General features: G+C 72.0%; 15 protein-coding genes and 1 pseudogene. 9 read left to right on the top strand and 7 right to left on the bottom strand.

What is annotated here, in order from left to right; genetic code table 11:
* Window positions 1–29: 29 nt before the first annotated feature.
* Window positions 30–329 carry a hypothetical protein gene (locus J7I94_RS16265; RefSeq protein ID WP_215167832.1) on the bottom strand — a complete coding sequence of 100 codons (300 nt, stop codon included), beginning with the start codon at window positions 327–329 and terminating at the stop codon, window positions 30–32.
* Between the two features lie 574 nt (window positions 330–903).
* On the opposite strand from J7I94_RS16265, the gene J7I94_RS16260 reads away from it, so the two are divergent.
* Window positions 904–1,446 carry a bacterial proteasome activator family protein gene (locus tag J7I94_RS16260; RefSeq protein ID WP_215167820.1) on the top strand — a complete coding sequence of 181 codons (543 nt, stop codon included), beginning with the start codon at window positions 904–906 and terminating at the stop codon, window positions 1,444–1,446.
* A 489-nt stretch (window positions 1,447–1,935) separates the two neighbouring features.
* Window positions 1,936–3,555 (top strand): protein kinase, encoded by a 1,620-nt coding sequence (locus tag J7I94_RS16255; RefSeq protein ID WP_215167819.1) that lies wholly within the window; start codon window positions 1,936–1,938, stop codon window positions 3,553–3,555.
* A gap of 272 nt (window positions 3,556–3,827) precedes the next feature.
* Here the strand turns inward: J7I94_RS16255 and J7I94_RS16250 are convergent, their stop codons facing one another.
* A complete protein-coding gene (locus J7I94_RS16250) occupies window positions 3,828–4,859 on the bottom strand; it encodes a phosphotransferase (RefSeq protein WP_215167818.1) in 1,032 nt (343 codons plus the stop codon).
* A gap of 499 nt (window positions 4,860–5,358) precedes the next feature.
* On the opposite strand from J7I94_RS16250, the gene pdhA reads away from it, so the two are divergent.
* The 3 genes from pdhA to J7I94_RS16235 are packed head-to-tail and all read left to right on the top strand — an operon-like array spanning window position 5,359 to window position 9,081.
* On the top strand, window positions 5,359–6,591 hold the full coding sequence (gene pdhA, locus J7I94_RS16245) for a pyruvate dehydrogenase (acetyl-transferring) E1 component subunit alpha (protein WP_215167817.1): 1,233 nt from the start codon (window positions 5,359–5,361) through the stop codon (window positions 6,589–6,591).
* Between the two features lie 2 nt (window positions 6,592–6,593).
* Window positions 6,594–7,571, top strand: coding sequence for an alpha-ketoacid dehydrogenase subunit beta (locus J7I94_RS16240; protein WP_215167816.1), 978 nt, complete (start codon window positions 6,594–6,596; stop codon window positions 7,569–7,571).
* A 10-nt stretch (window positions 7,572–7,581) separates the two neighbouring features.
* Window positions 7,582–9,081 carry a dihydrolipoamide acetyltransferase family protein gene (locus tag J7I94_RS16235; RefSeq protein WP_215167815.1) on the top strand — a complete coding sequence of 500 codons (1,500 nt, stop codon included), beginning with the start codon at window positions 7,582–7,584 and terminating at the stop codon, window positions 9,079–9,081.
* Between the two features lie 69 nt (window positions 9,082–9,150).
* Here the strand turns inward: J7I94_RS16235 and J7I94_RS16230 are convergent, their stop codons facing one another.
* Window positions 9,151–9,984, bottom strand: coding sequence for a serine hydrolase (locus J7I94_RS16230; protein WP_251075239.1), 834 nt, complete (start codon window positions 9,982–9,984; stop codon window positions 9,151–9,153).
* 256 nt (window positions 9,985–10,240) lie between these two features.
* On the opposite strand from J7I94_RS16230, the gene J7I94_RS16225 reads away from it, so the two are divergent.
* Genes J7I94_RS16225 through J7I94_RS16215 form a run of 3 tightly spaced genes read left to right on the top strand, consistent with a single transcriptional unit; the run spans window position 10,241 to window position 12,693 of the window.
* Complete coding sequence (locus J7I94_RS16225) at window positions 10,241–10,891, top strand: GntR family transcriptional regulator (protein ID WP_215167814.1); 651 nt, start codon at window positions 10,241–10,243, stop codon at window positions 10,889–10,891.
* A complete protein-coding gene (locus tag J7I94_RS16220; protein WP_215167813.1) occupies window positions 10,888–12,189 on the top strand; it encodes a nitrate/nitrite transporter in 1,302 nt (433 codons plus the stop codon). Before J7I94_RS16225 ends, J7I94_RS16220 begins: the two co-directional genes overlap by 4 nt.
* A 51-nt stretch (window positions 12,190–12,240) precedes the next feature.
* Complete coding sequence (locus J7I94_RS16215; protein WP_251075235.1) at window positions 12,241–12,693, top strand: ester cyclase; 453 nt, start codon at window positions 12,241–12,243, stop codon at window positions 12,691–12,693.
* 88 nt (window positions 12,694–12,781) lie between these two features.
* On the opposite strand, the gene J7I94_RS16210 is transcribed toward J7I94_RS16215, so the two are convergent.
* The 3 genes from J7I94_RS16210 to J7I94_RS16200 all read right to left on the bottom strand — a co-directional run bounded on the left by J7I94_RS16210 (window position 12,782) and on the right by J7I94_RS16200 (window position 15,435).
* Entirely contained in the window at window positions 12,782–13,606 is an 825-nt protein-coding gene (locus tag J7I94_RS16210; protein WP_215167812.1) for a maleylpyruvate isomerase family mycothiol-dependent enzyme, read from the bottom strand.
* 276 nt (window positions 13,607–13,882) lie between these two features.
* Window positions 13,883–14,407: an LURP-one-related/scramblase family protein gene (locus J7I94_RS16205; protein ID WP_215167811.1), complete on the bottom strand. Its 525-nt coding sequence runs from the start codon at window positions 14,405–14,407 to the stop codon at window positions 13,883–13,885.
* Window positions 14,404–15,435, bottom strand: a complete 1,032-nt coding sequence (locus J7I94_RS16200) for a GlxA family transcriptional regulator (protein ID WP_215167810.1) — start codon at window positions 15,433–15,435, stop codon at window positions 14,404–14,406. The genes J7I94_RS16205 and J7I94_RS16200 overlap by 4 nt, the downstream gene beginning before the upstream one ends.
* A 52-nt stretch (window positions 15,436–15,487) precedes the next feature.
* On the opposite strand from J7I94_RS16200, the pseudogene J7I94_RS16195 reads away from it, so the two are divergent.
* A pseudogene (locus tag J7I94_RS16195) lies at window positions 15,488–15,877 on the top strand (cupin domain-containing protein); the annotation flags it as partial.
* A 105-nt stretch (window positions 15,878–15,982) separates the two neighbouring features.
* On the opposite strand, the gene J7I94_RS16190 reads toward J7I94_RS16195, so the two are convergent.
* Window positions 15,983–16,228, bottom strand: coding sequence for a DUF6458 family protein (locus J7I94_RS16190; RefSeq protein ID WP_215167808.1), 246 nt, complete (start codon window positions 16,226–16,228; stop codon window positions 15,983–15,985).
* Window positions 16,229–16,300: the final 72 nt, after the last annotated feature.

The following is a 16,300-nucleotide window of genomic DNA, read 5'->3' as shown; positions in this document are numbered from 1 at the left end:
CCGTGGTACGGGCGTCGCGCTCGCCCCGCTCATGTCCGGCGCAGCCGGAGACCGACGAAGGCGAGGGCCAGGCCGAGCCCGACGAGGACCAGCCCGCTGCCCAGGGGCAGGATCCGCGGGGCTGGCCCGGACCCGTCCTCGGTGTGTGCGACGGGCCGGGGAGCGGGACGGCGTACCGGAGTCTCGGAAGGTGCCAGTCCGGTCTCCCCGGGCCCCGCGGAGGCGTCGTCCGGGCCGACCGGTACGGCGCTGCTCCTTCCCTTCTCCTTGGGCCCGGCGTCCGTCTCCCTCGCCCCCTGCGTCTCCCCCGCCTCTCGTGTCTCCATCACGTCCTCGTCCCGCCCCGGTCGCTGCCGCCCCTCGCCGGCCCGGCTCCCGGCGCGGGAGGGATCCGGGCGGTTGCCCGGTGAGGCGTGCGTGGACCTTGAGGGGGACGGAGGCGAGGGCCGGGCGGAACGCGTGGCCGGCGGGGCGGACGTCACGGCGTCCGGTGACGCGGGGCCCGGGTCGTACGCCGCGCGGGTCGCGCTCACGGCGTACGCCGTGCCGGCCGCGTACGCCGTGCCGGCCGCGTACGCCGTGCTCGCCGCGCAGGGGCACACGACCGTGCTCAGCCCCAGGAGCCCTGCCAGCGCCGTGACCCGCAGTGTGTCCCGAGGTGTGTTCCGAGGTGTGTCCCGCCGTGGAGTCACGCCGGTGACCCCCTCTCGGTGCCTGTCGTACCTGTCGTGCCTGTCATGCCTGTCATGCCCGTCATACCTGCCGTGCTTGCCGTCAAGATCGACGGAACAAGCGTCACACTCACCGACCATTCCGGCATTCCGGGTGGAGCCGAACGCGGGGAACCCGGTTCGGGCAGGGGCGCCCCGGTGACGCGGTGGGGGCGTGCGAGAGAATGACGGCATGGAGATGCCGAGGAACGACAGGTCGTCGGAGAACCCCCAGATCCTGGTCGTCGGCCAGGACGGCATGGCGCTCAGCGGCGGCGGTGACGGAGACGAGGACGCCCGGGAGACCCCGGTGACGGACCAGGTCGAGCAGCCCGCGAAGGTCATGCGCATCGGCAGCATGATCAAGCAGCTCCTGGAGGAGGTGCGCGCGGCTCCCCTGGACGACGCCAGCCGGGCCCGGCTCAAGGAGATCCACTCCAGCTCGGTGAAGGAGCTGGAGGACGGTCTCGCGCCGGAGCTGGTGGAGGAACTGGAGCGGCTCTCCCTGCCCTTCACGGAGGAGGCGACCCCCAGCGACGCGGAACTGCGGATCGCCCAGGCGCAGTTGGTCGGCTGGCTGGAGGGTCTGTTCCACGGGATCCAGACCACCCTGTTCGCCCAGCAGATGGCCGCCCGCGCCCAGCTGGAGCAGATGCGCCGCGCCCTCCCGCCCGGCATCGGCGACGCCGAGGAGGGCCCCCACCCGGGCGGCCGCTCGGGCGGGCCGTACCTCTAGACCACCTCAGCGCGTCCGCTCACCCCTGGACCACCGAACCCGCAGGGCCCGGCAGCGAGGACTGCCGGGCCTTCGGCGTTCCTCGTGCTCCGGCGCACGGCGAACCGTCGGCGACCACGCCCACCGGCACGACCGGGACCGTGGCGAAGGTCACTCGCGACGATGCGACCCTGGCCGGGAACGGCGGAAGGGAAGACTTGATCGAATCCGCGATTCCGCCAAGTCTGCCGAAGGGCTCCGACACGTCAAGCGCGGTGCCCGATCCGTGACCGTACGCGAAGGAAGCGTCATGGATGCGTTACAGCGCGGGCGCGGACGGTACACAGAATTTGCACGACAGTACGGAAGCACGGTTTCATGACCGGTCCGTCACGTGCCGGGCCCGGCGCCCATCTCGGACCGGAGGCTAGCGCGGAGGCTGTAGCGTGGCCGACGGAGACCGTGACACAACACCGCGCGTACCGCGGGCAGAAACGACGGCGAGGACTGATGGCACAGCAGCAACGCGCTCAGGGCCCGTCCGAACCCGAGGCGACTGGCGGCGGTATGTCGGACGCGCCGGAGACCTGGGGCAACGGCGGGTTGGTCGGCGACGGCCGGTACCGGCTGACCCGCAGACTCGGGCGGGGCGGCATGGCCGAGGTGTTCGCCGCGGAGGACGTCCGCCTGGGACGTACCGTGGCGGTCAAGCTGCTCCGCGCCGACCTCGCCGAGGACCCGGTCTCCAAGGCCCGCTTCACGCGCGAGGCGCAGTCCGTGGCCGGGCTCAACCACCACGCGATCGTCGCCGTGTACGACTCCGGTGAGGACTTCGTCGGCGGCCAGTCCGTGCCGTACATCGTGATGGAGATCGTCGAGGGACGGACCATCCGCGACCTCCTCCTGAACGCTGAGGCGCCCGGGCCCGAGCAGGCGCTGATCATCGTCTCCGGGGTCCTGGAGGCGCTGGCCTACTCGCACCAGCACGGCATCGTGCACCGCGACATCAAGCCGGCCAACGTCATCATCACCAACAGCGGCGCCGTGAAGGTGATGGACTTCGGCATCGCCCGCGCCCTGCACGGGGCGTCGACGACGATGACGCAGACCGGCATGGTCATGGGCACCCCGCAGTACCTCTCCCCGGAGCAGGCCCTCGGCAAGGCCGTCGACCACCGCTCCGACCTGTACGCCACCGGCTGCCTGCTCTATGAACTCCTCGCACTGCGCCCGCCGTTCACCGGCGAGACCCCGCTGTCGGTGGTGTACCAGCACGTCCAGGACATCCCGACGCCCCCGTCCGAGGTCTCCGACGCGGTCCCGCCGGAGCTGGACGGCCTCGTCATGCGCTCGCTGGCCAAGGAGCCCGACGACCGCTTCCAGACCGCCGAGGAGATGCGCGGGCTGGTCCAGTACGGGCTGCAGATGCTGTACGACCAGGGCGGCCACACCGGCACCTGGAACACCGGCCCGGTCGCCCACGACGGGCGGCAGACGCCCGCGGCCGGGATGGGCATGGCCGGCACGACCGCGCTGCCGCACCCCGACCACTCGGGCACCGCGCAGATCCCCCAGCCGATCCTGCCGGGCGGCTACGGCGGCGGTGACGACGGCGGCTTCGAGGGGCACGGGAACGGGGGCAGCGGCCGGGGCAAGCTGTGGATCCTGGCCGTGCTCGCGGTGATCGCCATCGCGGGCGGCGTCGCGCTGGCGCTGAACCAGGGCGAGAGCGAAGGCGGCGGCAAGACCGGCACGTCCACGTCGCCGAGCGCCACGCAGAGCACCGGCGAGGAGAAGACCTCCGAGTCGCCGGACGACGAGGCCACCGACGAGTCCACCGGCGAGACGGACACCGGGGAGAACACCGGCAGCGACAGTGGCGGCAACTGGACGTCGCCGTCGTACCAGCAGTCGTGGACGCCGACCGCGACGCAGTCCCAGGAGACCAGCGTGGAGCCGTCGGGCGAGGAGACCGGGGGCGCCCAGCCCACGGACACCGCGACCGACGACACCGGCGGCGACGGCGGGGAGACCGGGGGCGCCCAGCCCACGGACACCGCGACCGGCGACACCGGCGGCGACGGCGAGGGCGAGGAGGACGACGGCGGCCTGGGCGGCCTGGGCGGCTGAGCCACCCGACGCCGGGCGGGTACCCTGCCCGGCACTGGCTGGACGCCCGTACCGGCCGGACGCCTCGCCCCGTTCGGCCCTCCCCGCCCCGTATCGGCCGGAGGCCTCGCACCGTTCGGCCCCCCCGGCCCGTATCGGCCGGGCACCCCGCACCGTTCGGCCCCCGCCCCGTACCGGGCGGACGCCAGCACCGGCGGGCACCCCGCCCTACCGGGCGGGCACCCCGCCCTACCGGGCGGGCACCCCGCCCCGGCCGGTCCCGCTCGGTCGGGTCAGTCGGCGAACGCCTCGCACACCGCCTCGTACTCCCGGGTCCACCACACCGCGAGGGCCGACGCCGCCGGGAACTGCGGGTCGGCCCGCCGGTCGTCGCGTTCGTAGTGCCAGCGCAGCATCCAGAAGTCGTTGAGCCGCTCCCACCACACCCGGTGCACGGCGGCCACCAGCTGGGAAGGCGTCGCGCCCGCCGTGCGCCGGTACGCGCGCGCGTACGCGCGTACCTTCAGCAGGTCGAGCGGACCGGCGGGGCGGACGAAGAAGATCGCTGCGGCGCGTACCGCCTCCTCCGCGCGCGGGCGCACGCTGAGCCGGTCCCAGTCCACGATCGCGGCCGGCGCCTCCCCCTGGTAGAGCAGGTTGAACGGGTGGAAGTCGCCGTGCACCCAGCCCACCGCGCCGCCGCGCGGGGGACGCCGGTCGGCGTGCCGTTCGAGGAGCTCGCGGCGCTCCAGCAGCCGGTGCCGGGCGAGTGCGTCGAAGGAGTCGGCGGGGCGGTGCCGGCGCACCTGGGCGAGCAGGTCGTCGATGAGGGCGAAGGTGTCGGCGGGGTCGGCGCTCGCGGCCGGGTCGGGGACGCCGGGGGCGCCGGTCCGGGACGGCGTCCGCGGCTCGGACCCCGGCATCACCTGTTCCAGGCCGGCGTGCACGGCCCCCAGCAGCGCGCCGAGCCGTTCGCACTGGGCCTCGGTGAGCTGGCCGCCGTGCCGGTGCCGGCCCTCGATCCACGGGTGCAGGGCGTAGCAGTGGCCGCCGACCACGACCACCGTGCGCCCGTCGCGGCCGGGCAGGGCGGGGGCGACCGGGACGCCCAGGCGGGCCAGGCGCCGGGTGGCCCGGTGCTGGCGGTCGATGGCGGCCGGCGTGGCGGTCTCGGGGTCGAAGTGGTGCTTGAGGAAGAAGCGGCCGCGGGTGGTGCACAGGCGCCAGCCGCGGTTGAGCAGGCCCTGGTCGACGGGTTCGCAGGAGAGCGCGGAACCGGCGCGGTACTGGGGGAGAAGGGCGCCCAGAGGGGGCGCGTGAGGCACAGTGGTTGGTACACATAAGCGCGGCACGCCGCTGATGCTAGGGCACCGGAATCCTGTGTGAGCTGGGCCTTCTCACACACAGTCATCGATGGTCGCTTTCGGTCGCCAGTCCGTCAGGGGGCGCATCGGAGCGCGCCCGGTGTGTTCCCGAAGTGGTGCTTTTCCCGCCTTCGCGTACGGAACCGGCGTCGCGAACGGACTCTTCCCGCGCCCGGGGCGGCCGGGATAACGTGCCGTTGTCCCGGCCCCCTGCGACGCTGTGACCAGTGCCTGTTCCCGACTTTGCCGATTTACTAGGAAACCCAAGTAAAAACGCAGGTCAGGAGGGGTTTCACAGAAATGTGGCGCACTGGGTAACGTGCTATTTGCAGGACGCTCGCCGGGGCACCTGCCACGCCCGCACCCGGCTCCGGCGCACCCACCCCGTGCGCCCGCCGGACGCGGGTGAGCCGCACCGCCTCCCGGCGAACCCGGGGGCCGGACCGACGGAGGAGCACACGTGACCGTGGAGAGCACTGCCGCGCGCAAGCCGCGACGCAGCGCCGGGAGCAAGGCCGGGAACGCCGGTACCACCGGCACCAAGGCAGCCGGCACCACCGGTACCAAACGCACCACGCGCAGCACCCGCGCCGCCGGCAAGGGCGCCGACCCGCAGCTCGTGCAGCTGCTGACGCCCGAGGGCAAGCGCGTCAAGAACGCCGAGTTCGACCCGTACGTCGCCGGTGTCACCCCCGACGAGCTGCGCGGCCTGTACCGCGACATGGTGCTCACCCGGCGCTTCGACGCCGAGGCCACCGCGCTGCAGCGCCAGGGCGAACTGGGGCTGTGGGCGTCGCTGCTCGGCCAGGAGGCCGCGCAGATCGGCTCCGGCCGGGCCACCCGCGAGGACGACTACGTCTTCCCGACCTACCGCGAGCACGGCGTCGCCTGGTGCCGCGGGGTCGACCCGACCAACCTGCTGGGCATGTTCCGCGGCGTGAACAACGGCGGCTGGGACCCCAACAGCAACAACTTCCACCTCTACACCATCGTCATCGGCTCCCAGGCGCTGCACGCCACCGGCTACGCGATGGGCGTCGCCATGGACGGCGCCGACTCGGCCGTCCTCGCCTACTTCGGCGACGGCGCCTCCAGCCAGGGCGACGTCATGGAGGCGTTCAACTTCGCCGCGGTCTACAACGCGCCGGTGGTCTTCTTCTGCCAGAACAACCAGTGGGCGATCTCCGAGTCCAACGAGAAGCAGACCCGGGTGCCGCTCTACCAGCGCGCCGAGGGCTTCGGCTTCCCGGGCGTCCGCGTCGACGGCAACGACGTCCTCGCCTCCCTCGCGGTCACCCGCTGGGCGCTGGAGCGGGCCCGGCGCGGTGAGGGCCCGGCGCTCATCGAGGCGTACACCTACCGGATGGGCGCCCACACCACCTCCGACGACCCCTCGCGCTACCGCCACGACGACGAGCGGATCGCCTGGGAGGCGAAGGACCCGATCCTGCGCCTGCGCCGCCACCTGGAGGCCTCAAACCACACGGACGAGGGATTCTTCACGGAACTGGAGACCGAGAGCGAGGCGTTGGGCAAACGAGTGCGCGAAGTGGTCCGTGCCATGCCGGACCCGGACCGGCTGGCCCTCTTCGAGCACGCGTACGCGGACGGCCACGCGCTGGTCGACGAGGAGCGCGCCCAGTTCGTCGCCTACCAGGCGTCGTTCGCCGACACCGAGGCCGAGGGGGTCTGATCATGGCCGAGAAGATGGCGATCGCCAAGGCGATCAACGAGTCGCTGCGCCGCGCCCTGGAGACGGACCCCAAGGTCCTCGTCATGGGCGAGGACGTCGGCAAGCTCGGCGGTGTGTTCCGGGTGACGGACGGCCTGCAGAAGGACTTCGGCGAGGGCCGCGTCATCGACACCCCGCTCGCCGAGTCCGGCATCGTCGGCACGGCGATCGGCCTCGCCCTGCGCGGCTACCGCCCCGTGGTGGAGATCCAGTTCGACGGCTTCGTCTTCCCGGCGTACGACCAGATCGTCACGCAGCTCGCGAAGATGCACGCCCGCGCGCTGGGCAAGATCAAGCTGCCGGTCGTCGTGCGCATCCCCTACGGCGGCGGGATCGGCGCGGTCGAGCACCACTCGGAGTCCCCCGAGGCGCTCTTCGCGCACGTGGCGGGGCTGAAGGTGGTCACGCCGTCCAACTCCTCGGACGCCTACTGGATGATGCAGCAGGCCATCCAGAGCGACGACCCGGTGATCTTCTTCGAGCCCAAGCGGCGCTACTGGGACAAGGGCGAGGTCGACCCGGAGGCGATTCCCGGCCCGCTGCACGCCGCGCGGGTGGCCCGCGAGGGCACCGACCTCACCCTGGTCGCGTACGGCCCGATGGTGAAGCTCTGCCTGGAGGCGGCCGACGCGGCGGCGGAGGAGGGCCGGTCCCTGGAGGTCGTCGACCTGCGCTCGGTCTCCCCGCTGGACTTCGACACCGTGCAGACCTCGGTGGAGAAGACCCGCCGCCTGGTCGTGGTGCACGAGGCGCCGGTCTTCCTCGGCTCCGGCGCGGAGATCGCCGCGCGGATCACCGAGCGCTGCTTCTACCACCTGGAGGCCCCGGTGCTCCGGGTCGGCGGCTACCACGCGCCGTACCCGCCGGCGCGTCTGGAGGAGGAGTACCTGCCCGACCTGGACCGGGTGCTGGATGCCGTCGACCGCTCGCTGGCGTACTGAGGAGAGGGTCGTGACGACGATGACGGAAGCGTCCGTGGGCGCGGTGCGCGAGTTCAAGATGCCCGACGTGGGCGAGGGACTCACCGAGGCCGAGATCCTCAAGTGGTACGTCCAGCCCGGCGACACGGTCACCGACGGCCAGGTGGTCTGCGAGGTCGAGACGGCCAAGGCCGCGGTCGAGCTGCCCATCCCCTACGACGGCGTGGTCCGCGCGCTGCACGTCCCCGAGGGCACCACGGTGGACGTGGGCACGGCGATCATCGCGGTGGACACGGGCGGCGGGACGGGCGTCGAGCCGGCCCGGGAGACGGTGGCGCGGGAACCGGCCGAGGCGTCCGCGGCCGGTGAGCCCGAGCAGCCGCAGGGCCGCCAGCCGGTCCTGGTCGGCTACGGGGTGGCCGCGTCCTCGACCCGCCGCCGCCCGCGCAAGGCACCGCAGGTGCCACAGGCATCACAGGTGCCGCTGACGCCACCGGCACCACAGACGCCCGCGGAGCCCGCCGCCGCCCCGGCCACCGCCCCCGCCGCCACACCGGCCGCCGCGATCCAGGCCGAGCTGAACGGGCAGGCGCCGGTCACCCGGGAGCGCCCCCTGGCCAAGCCCCCGGTGCGCAAGCTCGCCAAGGACCTCGGCGTCGATCTGACGACCGTGGTCCCGTCGGGGCCGGACGGCATCATCACGCGCGAGGACGTGCACGCGGCGGTGGCGCCCGCCGCAGCCACGGAACCGGCCGCCGCGTCGGCCGCCGTGCCGGCCCCCGCACCGGCGCCCTCCGTCGCCGCCCCGGCGGCGGTGCCGTCCGGCGGTGCCCGCGAGACCCGCGTCCCGGTCAAGGGTGTCCGCAAGGCGACGGCCGCGGCGATGGTCGGCTCGGCGTTCACCGCGCCGCACGTCACGGAGTTCGTGACGGTCGACGTGACCCGCACGATGAAGCTGGTCGAGGAGCTGAAGCAGGACAAGGAGTTCGAGGGCCTGCGGGTCAACCCGCTGCTCCTGATCGCCAAGGCCCTGCTGGTCGCGATCCGCCGCCACCCGGACATCAACGCCGCCTGGGACGAGGCCGCGCAGGAGATCGTGGTCAAGCACTACGTCAACCTGGGCATCGCCGCCGCGACCCCGCGCGGCCTGCTCGTGCCGAACATCAAGGACGCGCACGCCAAGACGCTGCCGGAACTGGCCCGTTCGCTGGGCGAGCTGGTCACCACGGCCCGGGAGGGCAGGACCTCCCCGGCCGCGATGCAGGGCGGCACGGTCACCATCACCAACGTGGGCGTCTTCGGTGTCGACACCGGCACACCGATCCTCAACCCCGGCGAGTCGGCGATCCTCGCGATCGGCGCGATCAAGCTCCAGCCCTGGGTGCACAAGGGCAAGGTGAAGCCCCGTCAGGTCACCACGCTGGCGCTGAGCTTCGACCACCGTCTGGTCGACGGCGAACTGGGCTCCAAGGTCCTGGCCGACGTGGCCGCGATCCTGGAGCAGCCCAAGCGGCTGATCACCTGGGCCTAGCGAGCACGGCGAAGGGGGTCCACCGCCCGCCGGCGGTGGACCCCCTCGCGCGAAGCCGTGGACGGAGCGTCAGCTGATCTTCGAGTAGCCGTAGTTGACGAGCTTCTTCACGTCCGAGGTGCGGTTGGCCGCGGAGGACGAGGTGAGCACCGCGCCGACGACCGACTCACCGTTCTTGGTGGCGGCGAACACCAGGCAGTACTTGGCGGAGGAGCCGGAGCCGGTCTTCACGCCCAGCGTGCCGTTCCAGCCGAGCAGGGTGTTGGTGTTCGACCAGGTCGCCATGGTGCGGGTGGACCCGGTCTTGGTGATGGTCTTGGCCTTGTACGACTTGGCCTTCACGACGGTCTTGAAGGTGGAGCTCTTCATCGCGCTGCGGGCGAGCTTGGTCAGGTCGCGCGGCGTCGAGTAGTTGGACCCGTTGCTGATGCCGTCGAACGAGTCGAAGTGCGTCTTGGTCATGCCCAGGCTCTTGGCCGTGGAGTTCATCTTGCTGATGAAGTTCTTGGTGCGGGCCGAGACGGTCGAGCCGGAACCGAACTTGTCGGCCAGCGCCATCGCGGCGTCGCAGCCGGACGGCAGCATCATCCCGTAGAGGAGCTGGCGGACGGTGACCTTGTCGCCGACGATCAGCCGGGCCGACGAGGCGCCCTTGGAGACGATGTAGTCGCTGTAGGCCTTCTTGATGGTGACCTTGGAGTCGAGGTTCAGGTTCTTCTGCGAGAGCACGACCTTGGCGGTCATGATCTTCGTGGTGGAGGCGGTCAGCCGCTTGGTGTCGGCGGACTTGCTGTAGAGCGTCTTGCCGTTGGCGCTGTTCATCACGAACCCGCCCTTGGCGGTGATGGACGGCGTCGTGGCGGCCTGGGCCGGCGCCGCGGTGAGGACACCGGTCGCCACCATGGTGCCGCTCGTCACGGCGACGGCGACGGCCCTGCGGAGGCGAAAGCCCTGATTGACGGTATTCACGTGTAGTACCCCGATTGTGTGGAATTCACCGGCGGTGCGGCCGAGTTGAGGTCAGTTCATCATCTGAACAGCATGATGCCGCGACTGTATTCGACTCATGACAGGGGTGGATGGTTGCTCTGTGACGGAGGAAGTGTCCGCATGATGGACGAGCCTCTTCATGCGTCCCTGTTGTATCTATCCTGTGGGCATGACCATGGCCGTGAAGCAACCCCCCGCCGCCGACCGCGTCTACACACATGTCAAGCAAGGTGTCCTCGACCGCCGTTACGAAGGCGGCACCCTGCTGACCGAGGGCGAACTGGCCGAGGCCACCGGGGTCTCGCGCACCCCGGTGCGCGAGGCGCTGCTGCGGCTGGAGGTCGAGGGCCTGATCCGGCTCTACCCGAAGAAGGGCGCCCTCGTCCTGCCCGTCTCCGCGCAGGAGATCGCGGACGTGGTGGAGACCCGGCTGCTGGTCGAGGAGCACGCCGCCCGCAAGGCCGTACCGGCCTCGCCCGCGCTGCTGGAGCGGCTGGCCGAGCTGCTCGACGAGCACAAGGAGCGGGCCGCGGCCGGGGACTTCGCCGCCGCCGCCGTCGCCGACCGCTGCTTCCACGCCGAGATCGTGCGCAGCGGCGGCAACGAGATCCTCTCCCGCCTCTACGACCAGCTCCGCGACCGCCAGTTGCGGATGGGCGTCGCCGTCATGCACTCCCACCCCGACCGGATCGCCAAGACCATCACCGAGCACCAGGAGATCCTCGACGCGCTGCGCGCCGGCGACGCGGAGGCGGCCGTCGCCGTCGTCGGCCGGCACGTCGGCTGGGTCTCCCACCTGGCCCGGGGGGAGGTCCGATGAGCAGCGCCGGCACCACGCTGCCCGGCGACCCCCCGGGCGGCCGGCGCGCGCTCGCCGTCTGGGGCGTCGGCGTCGCCGTCTACTTCGTGGCCGTCATCTTCCGCACGTCGCTGGGCGTCGCGGGACTGGACGCCGTCGAGCGCTTCCACGTGGGCGCCTCGGCGCTGTCCACCTTCTCCATACTCCAGCTGCTGGTCTACGCCGGCATGCAGATACCCGTCGGCCTGCTGGTCGACCGGCTCGGCACCAAGAAGGTGCTGGCCATCGGCGCGGTGCTGTTCACGCTGGGCCAGCTCGGCTTCGCCCTCTCCCCCTCCTACGGCACGGCGCTGGCCTCGCGGGCGCTGCTGGGCTGCGGTGACGCGCTGACCTTCATCAGCGTGCTGCGCCTGGGCACCCGCTGGTTCCCGGCCCGGCGCGGGCCGCTGGTCGCCCAGCTCGCCGGACTGGCCGGCATGGCCGGCAACCTGGTCTCCACCCTGGTCATCGCCCGCCTGCTGCACGGCATCGGCTGGACGGCGGCGTTCGCCGGCAGTGCGCTGGCCGGCGTGGTCGTCCTCGTCCTGCTGCTGCTCTTCCTCAAGGACCACCCCGACGGCCACGAGCCCGAGCCGGTGCCGCACCAGGGGGCGACGTACGTACGCCGCCAGATCGCCGCCTCCTGGCGGGAGCCGGGGACCCGGCTGGGCCTGTGGGTGCACTTCACCACGCAGTTCCCGGCGATGGTGTTCCTGCTGCTGTGGGGCCTGCCGTTCCTGGTCGAGGCACAGGGCCTGACCCGCGCCACGGCCGGCGAGCTGCTCACCCTCGTCGTGCTGTCGAACATGGTCGTCGGCCTGGTCTACGGCCAGATCATCGCCCGGCACCACCGGGCGCGGCTGCCGCTGGCGCTGGCGACCGTGGGCGCCACGGCGCTGCTGTGGGCGGCGACGCTCGCCTACCCGGCCGAGCACGCGCCGATGTGGCTGCTGATCGTGCTGTGCGTGGTGCTGGGCGCCTGCGGACCGGCCTCGATGATCGGCTTCGACTTCTCCCGCCCGGCCAACCCGCCGGAGCGTCAGGGCACCGCCTCCGGCATCACCAACATGGGCGGTTTCATCGCCTCGATGACGACACTGCTGGCCATCGGCGTGCTGCTGGACGCCACCGGCGACGACTACACGGTCGCCTTCTCGGCGGTGTTCGTGCTCCAGGCACTGGGCGTCTCGCAGATCCTGCGGCTGCGCGGGCGGGCCGCGCGGCGGGAGCGGGAGCGGCTGGTGGCCAGTCGGGTGTCGTCGGTGCACGTTCCCGTGTGACCGCGCGTGGCGGCACGGCCCGGGAGGAGCGGGCCCCGGTAGGAACGGGTCATGGACACGGACATGGTCACCGACACGGACATGGACATGGACAACAAGACCCTTGCCCGCCGGTTGCTGGAGGAGACGGCGGACCACGACCGCGGGCCCGTCTACGCCCGGCACTGCACCCCCGACTACGTCGAGCACGACCCGAACATGGCCCAGGAGTCGGTGGGCCTCGCCGAGGCCGCGCGGGTGTACCGGGAGCTGATGGAGGCCTTCGGCCTCACCCACCGGGCGCAGAGCATGGTGGCCGAGGGCGACCTCGTCTGCGCCCGGTTCGTCCTGCGCGGCCGGCACACCGGCGCGTACCAGGGGAACCCGCCGAGCGGGGCGTCGTTCGAGGCGACCGGCCATGTCACGCTGCGCTTCGACGACGGGAAGATCGCCGAGAGCTGGTTCAACTGGGGCCTGGCCGGCGCCCTGCGCCAGCTCGGCTCTCCCCCGGACACCGTCCTGTAGCCCCGGTACCCGTGCGCGCCACCCCCGGTGGCCGTCGTCACCCGAGGGCGGCCGTCACCCGAGGGCGGCCGTCACCCGATGACGCCCGTCACTTGGTGACGGTGAAGTGCCGCAGGATCGCCGCCGTCAGCTCCGGGTCGCCCTCCGCCTTCACCCGGTCGGCCACCGCCTCCGGCGTCACCCGGCCGCAGGCCAGGCGGACGTACGTCTCCCAGTCGAGGGTCAGGGTGGCGACGGGGCCCAGCGCGGGGGCCGTCTCCAGGGTGCCGCGGCCCTGGATGTCGACGCGGATCGTGCGCAGGAACTCGACGGGCCCGTGGACGTCGAAGACGACGGCCGAACTGCGCGGTGCGTCCGCGTCCTCGGCGACGATCCGCGGCAGCTCGGCGAGCAGCACGTCACGGGCGACGTGCGCGCCGGGGGAGTCGAGGTCGGCGGGGTGCCCGAGGGCGGTGCGCAGGTCCTGCTCGTGCACCCACACCTCGAAGGCGTGCCGGCGCATCGACTCCTCCAGGGTCAGCTCGGCGCCGAGCGGGCCGCGCACCTTGGCGCCGGGGTCGCGCGACTCGTTGCGCAGCTGCCGGTTGCGCCGGATGATCATGTACTCCAGCTCGGAGGTCATCTCGGGCGCCGTGTGGTGCCGGCGGGCGTCGACCTGCATCTCCATGTAGCGCTGGTGGTCGTTGGTGACGTGGAACAGGTCGCGCGGGAGCGTGTGGATGGGACGCGGGTCGCCGAGCATCTCCGAGTCCAGGCCGATGACATGGGAGACGACATCGCGCACGGACCAGCCGGGGCACGGCGTACGGCGGTTCCACTCTGCTTCCACGAGCGGCTGCACCAGCTCGGATATCGCTTCGATGGAGTGAGTCCAGGCGTCGGCGTAGGGCTGGAGGGTGGGATGCAGACTCACGGAACGGGACCCCTCGGCGGTCGGTACAGGCGGTCGGTACAAGGTGGACGGGCGGCGGTCGGCGGGCGTCTTGGGAGGCTAAGTTACGCTGCTGTGCGGCACCCCGGCAGTGCTTTCGTGTGACGATCGTAGGCCCGTGTTGACGCCTCGAATGCCAGGGTGGTGCCCCACCCGGCGCCGGGCACCCGCTCAGCGGCCCTCTGCTGCTTCTCCTGCTGCTTCTCCTGCTGACTCCTGCTGCTTCTCCTGCTGCTTCTCCTGCTGCTTCTCCTGCTGCTACTCCTGCTCCTTCTCGCGTTCCTTCTCCCGTTCCTTCTCCGCCAAGTGGATCACGCACACCGTCAGCGCGATCAGCAGCGCCGGATCGGCGTCCTCGTGGACGACGTCCAGGCCGTAGGTGTCCCGGACGGTCAGCAGGCGGCGGGAGATGACGGCCAGCAGTTCGCCGTCGTACTCGATGGCGAACTCCCGGTCGAGGATCTTGCCGCTGACGTCCAGTTCGTTGCCGTCGGCCAGGGCCACCCGGTAGTGGTTGCGCAGCAGCGACAGCCGCTTGCGCTTGATGGTGGCCAGCGGATCGCCGGCCCGTTCGATCACCATGGTGTCGCGCAGCGCGAACATCTTCTGGTGGATGCCGATGAGCACCCGTCCCTGGGTGTCCTTCAGCTCCCAGGTGTCCCGCAGCCGCATCGCCTTGCCGTCGACGAGGAAGACCTTGTCGCCCCGGTCGTCCTCGATCCAGTAGTCGTCACCGAAGCCGAGGAGCCGGTCGTACACGAGGAATCTCTTACGGGATGTCATACGGGGATCGCTTCCCCGGTGGCCGGTCCGAAACGTCGGCGGTAGGCCGAGGGGCTGAGTCCGGTCTCCCGGCGCAGCCGCGCCCGCAGGTTCGCGGCGCTCCCCAGTCCGGCGCGGGCGGCCACGACGTCCAGCCGCTCCTCGCCGCGTTCGATCAGCCGCCGCGCGAGGATCACGCGTTCCGCCGTGAGCCAGGCCAGCGGCGTCGTGCCCAGCTGCGCCCGGAACCGCCGGTGCAGGGTGGCCGGCGAGACCGCCGCGCGGGCGGCCAGGTCCGCCACCGTCAGCGGCTCCCCCAGGCGTTCCTGCGCCCAGGCCAGCAGGGGTGCCAGCGAGGCGTCCGGCACGTCGGGCACCGGCCGCTCCACGAACTGCCGCTGTCCGCCGTCCCGGTGGGCGGCGAACACCAGCCGCCGGGACACGGCGTTGGCGATCTCGGCGCCGTGGTCGCGGCGCCAGAGGTGGAGACCCAGGTCGAGCGCGGCCGCGCTGCCCGCCGCGGTGAGCACGTCCCCCTCGTCCACGAACAGCACGTCCGGTTCCAGCAGCACGCGCGGGTGCAGCCGGCGGAAGGAGTCGGCCCACATCCAGTGGGTCGCGGCCCGCCGTCCGTCGAGCAGTCCGGCCTCGGCGAGCGCGAAGCTGCCGGTGCACAGGCTGACGACGCGGGCGCCCCGGGCGTGCGCGCGCCGGATGGCGTCCAGGACCTCCGGGCCGCGCGGCACCACGTTGTCGGGCCGGCCGGGGACGACGAGCGTGTCCGCCGTGTCCACGACGTCCAGGCCGGGCAGGCCGGCGATGCCGAAGAACCCGTGGTTCATCCGGACAGTGGGCGTGGGTCCGCACAGTGTCGTCTCGTACAACGGGCCCGGCAGCCCGAGCTCGGGCCGGGGCAGGCCGAACAGTTCGGTGGCGCAGCCGACCTCGAACGGGTTGGTGCCCTCGTCGACGACCACGGCGACCCGGTGCGGCCGGGAGGGCCGGGAGGGCCGAACAGGCGGAGACGGCTGAGAGGAATCGTGCGGCATGTGCGATTCCTAGCACTCGTGCGGCCCGTACGGCAGCCCGCACGATGGCCCCATGACCAAGGAACCCGTCTCCCTCGCCACCGCCCTCGCCTCCTTCACGGAGCAGTGGAGCCCTCGCATCGTCACCACCGTCAACGACTACGACGTCCGGGTCGCCAAGGTCGAGGGCGAGCACCTGTGGCACGTCCACGACCACACCGACGAGTTCTTCCTCGTGCTCGACGGCGAGCTGCGCATCGCCCTGCGCGAGCCGGCCGGCGAACGCGTGGTCGTGCTGCCCACGGGCTCGGTCTTCACGGTCCCGCGCGGCACGGAACACAAGCCGTACGCCCCCGTCCCCACGCGGATCCTGGTGCTGGAGCCCACCGGCACCTCCACCGTCGGCGACCGCCACGACGAGGTGCCGGACCACGTGGACGCGACGACGGGACACGCGCTGACGGAACCCGCGCTGATGGAACCCGCGCTGATGGAACCCGCGCTGATGGAACCCGCGCTGTCGGAGCGCGCGCCGGCGGGGCCGGACGCCTGAGTCACGCCGGGGCGGTCAGGCGCCGTAACCGTTGTTGTAGCCGTCGCGCGAGTGGGGCCGTTCCTCGACGACCGGGGTCGTCGGGGGCATCACGACGCGCCGCCTGCGGGCGATGCTGCTGAAGGTCGCGACACCGATCAGGCCGACGATCATGAAGATGACGCCGACCAGGTCGAGATTGACACCCTGCATGTCCCAGTCGGTCGCGAACGTGAGGATGGCTCCCACGGCGATGAGGATGATGCACCCGCCGAGGCCCATGACTGTCGCCTCCCTGTAGATCCGGTCGGTTCCGGTCTTTCCGGTCGATCCGGTTCCGTTCGGTTACCCCGG

The organism is Streptomyces sp. ISL-12 (assembly GCF_018614415.1).
Lineage (GTDB): Bacteria > Actinomycetota > Actinomycetes > Streptomycetales > Streptomycetaceae > Streptomyces.
Note: the sequence above shows the minus strand (reverse complement) of the source record. Positions and strands in the feature narration are given on the sequence as shown.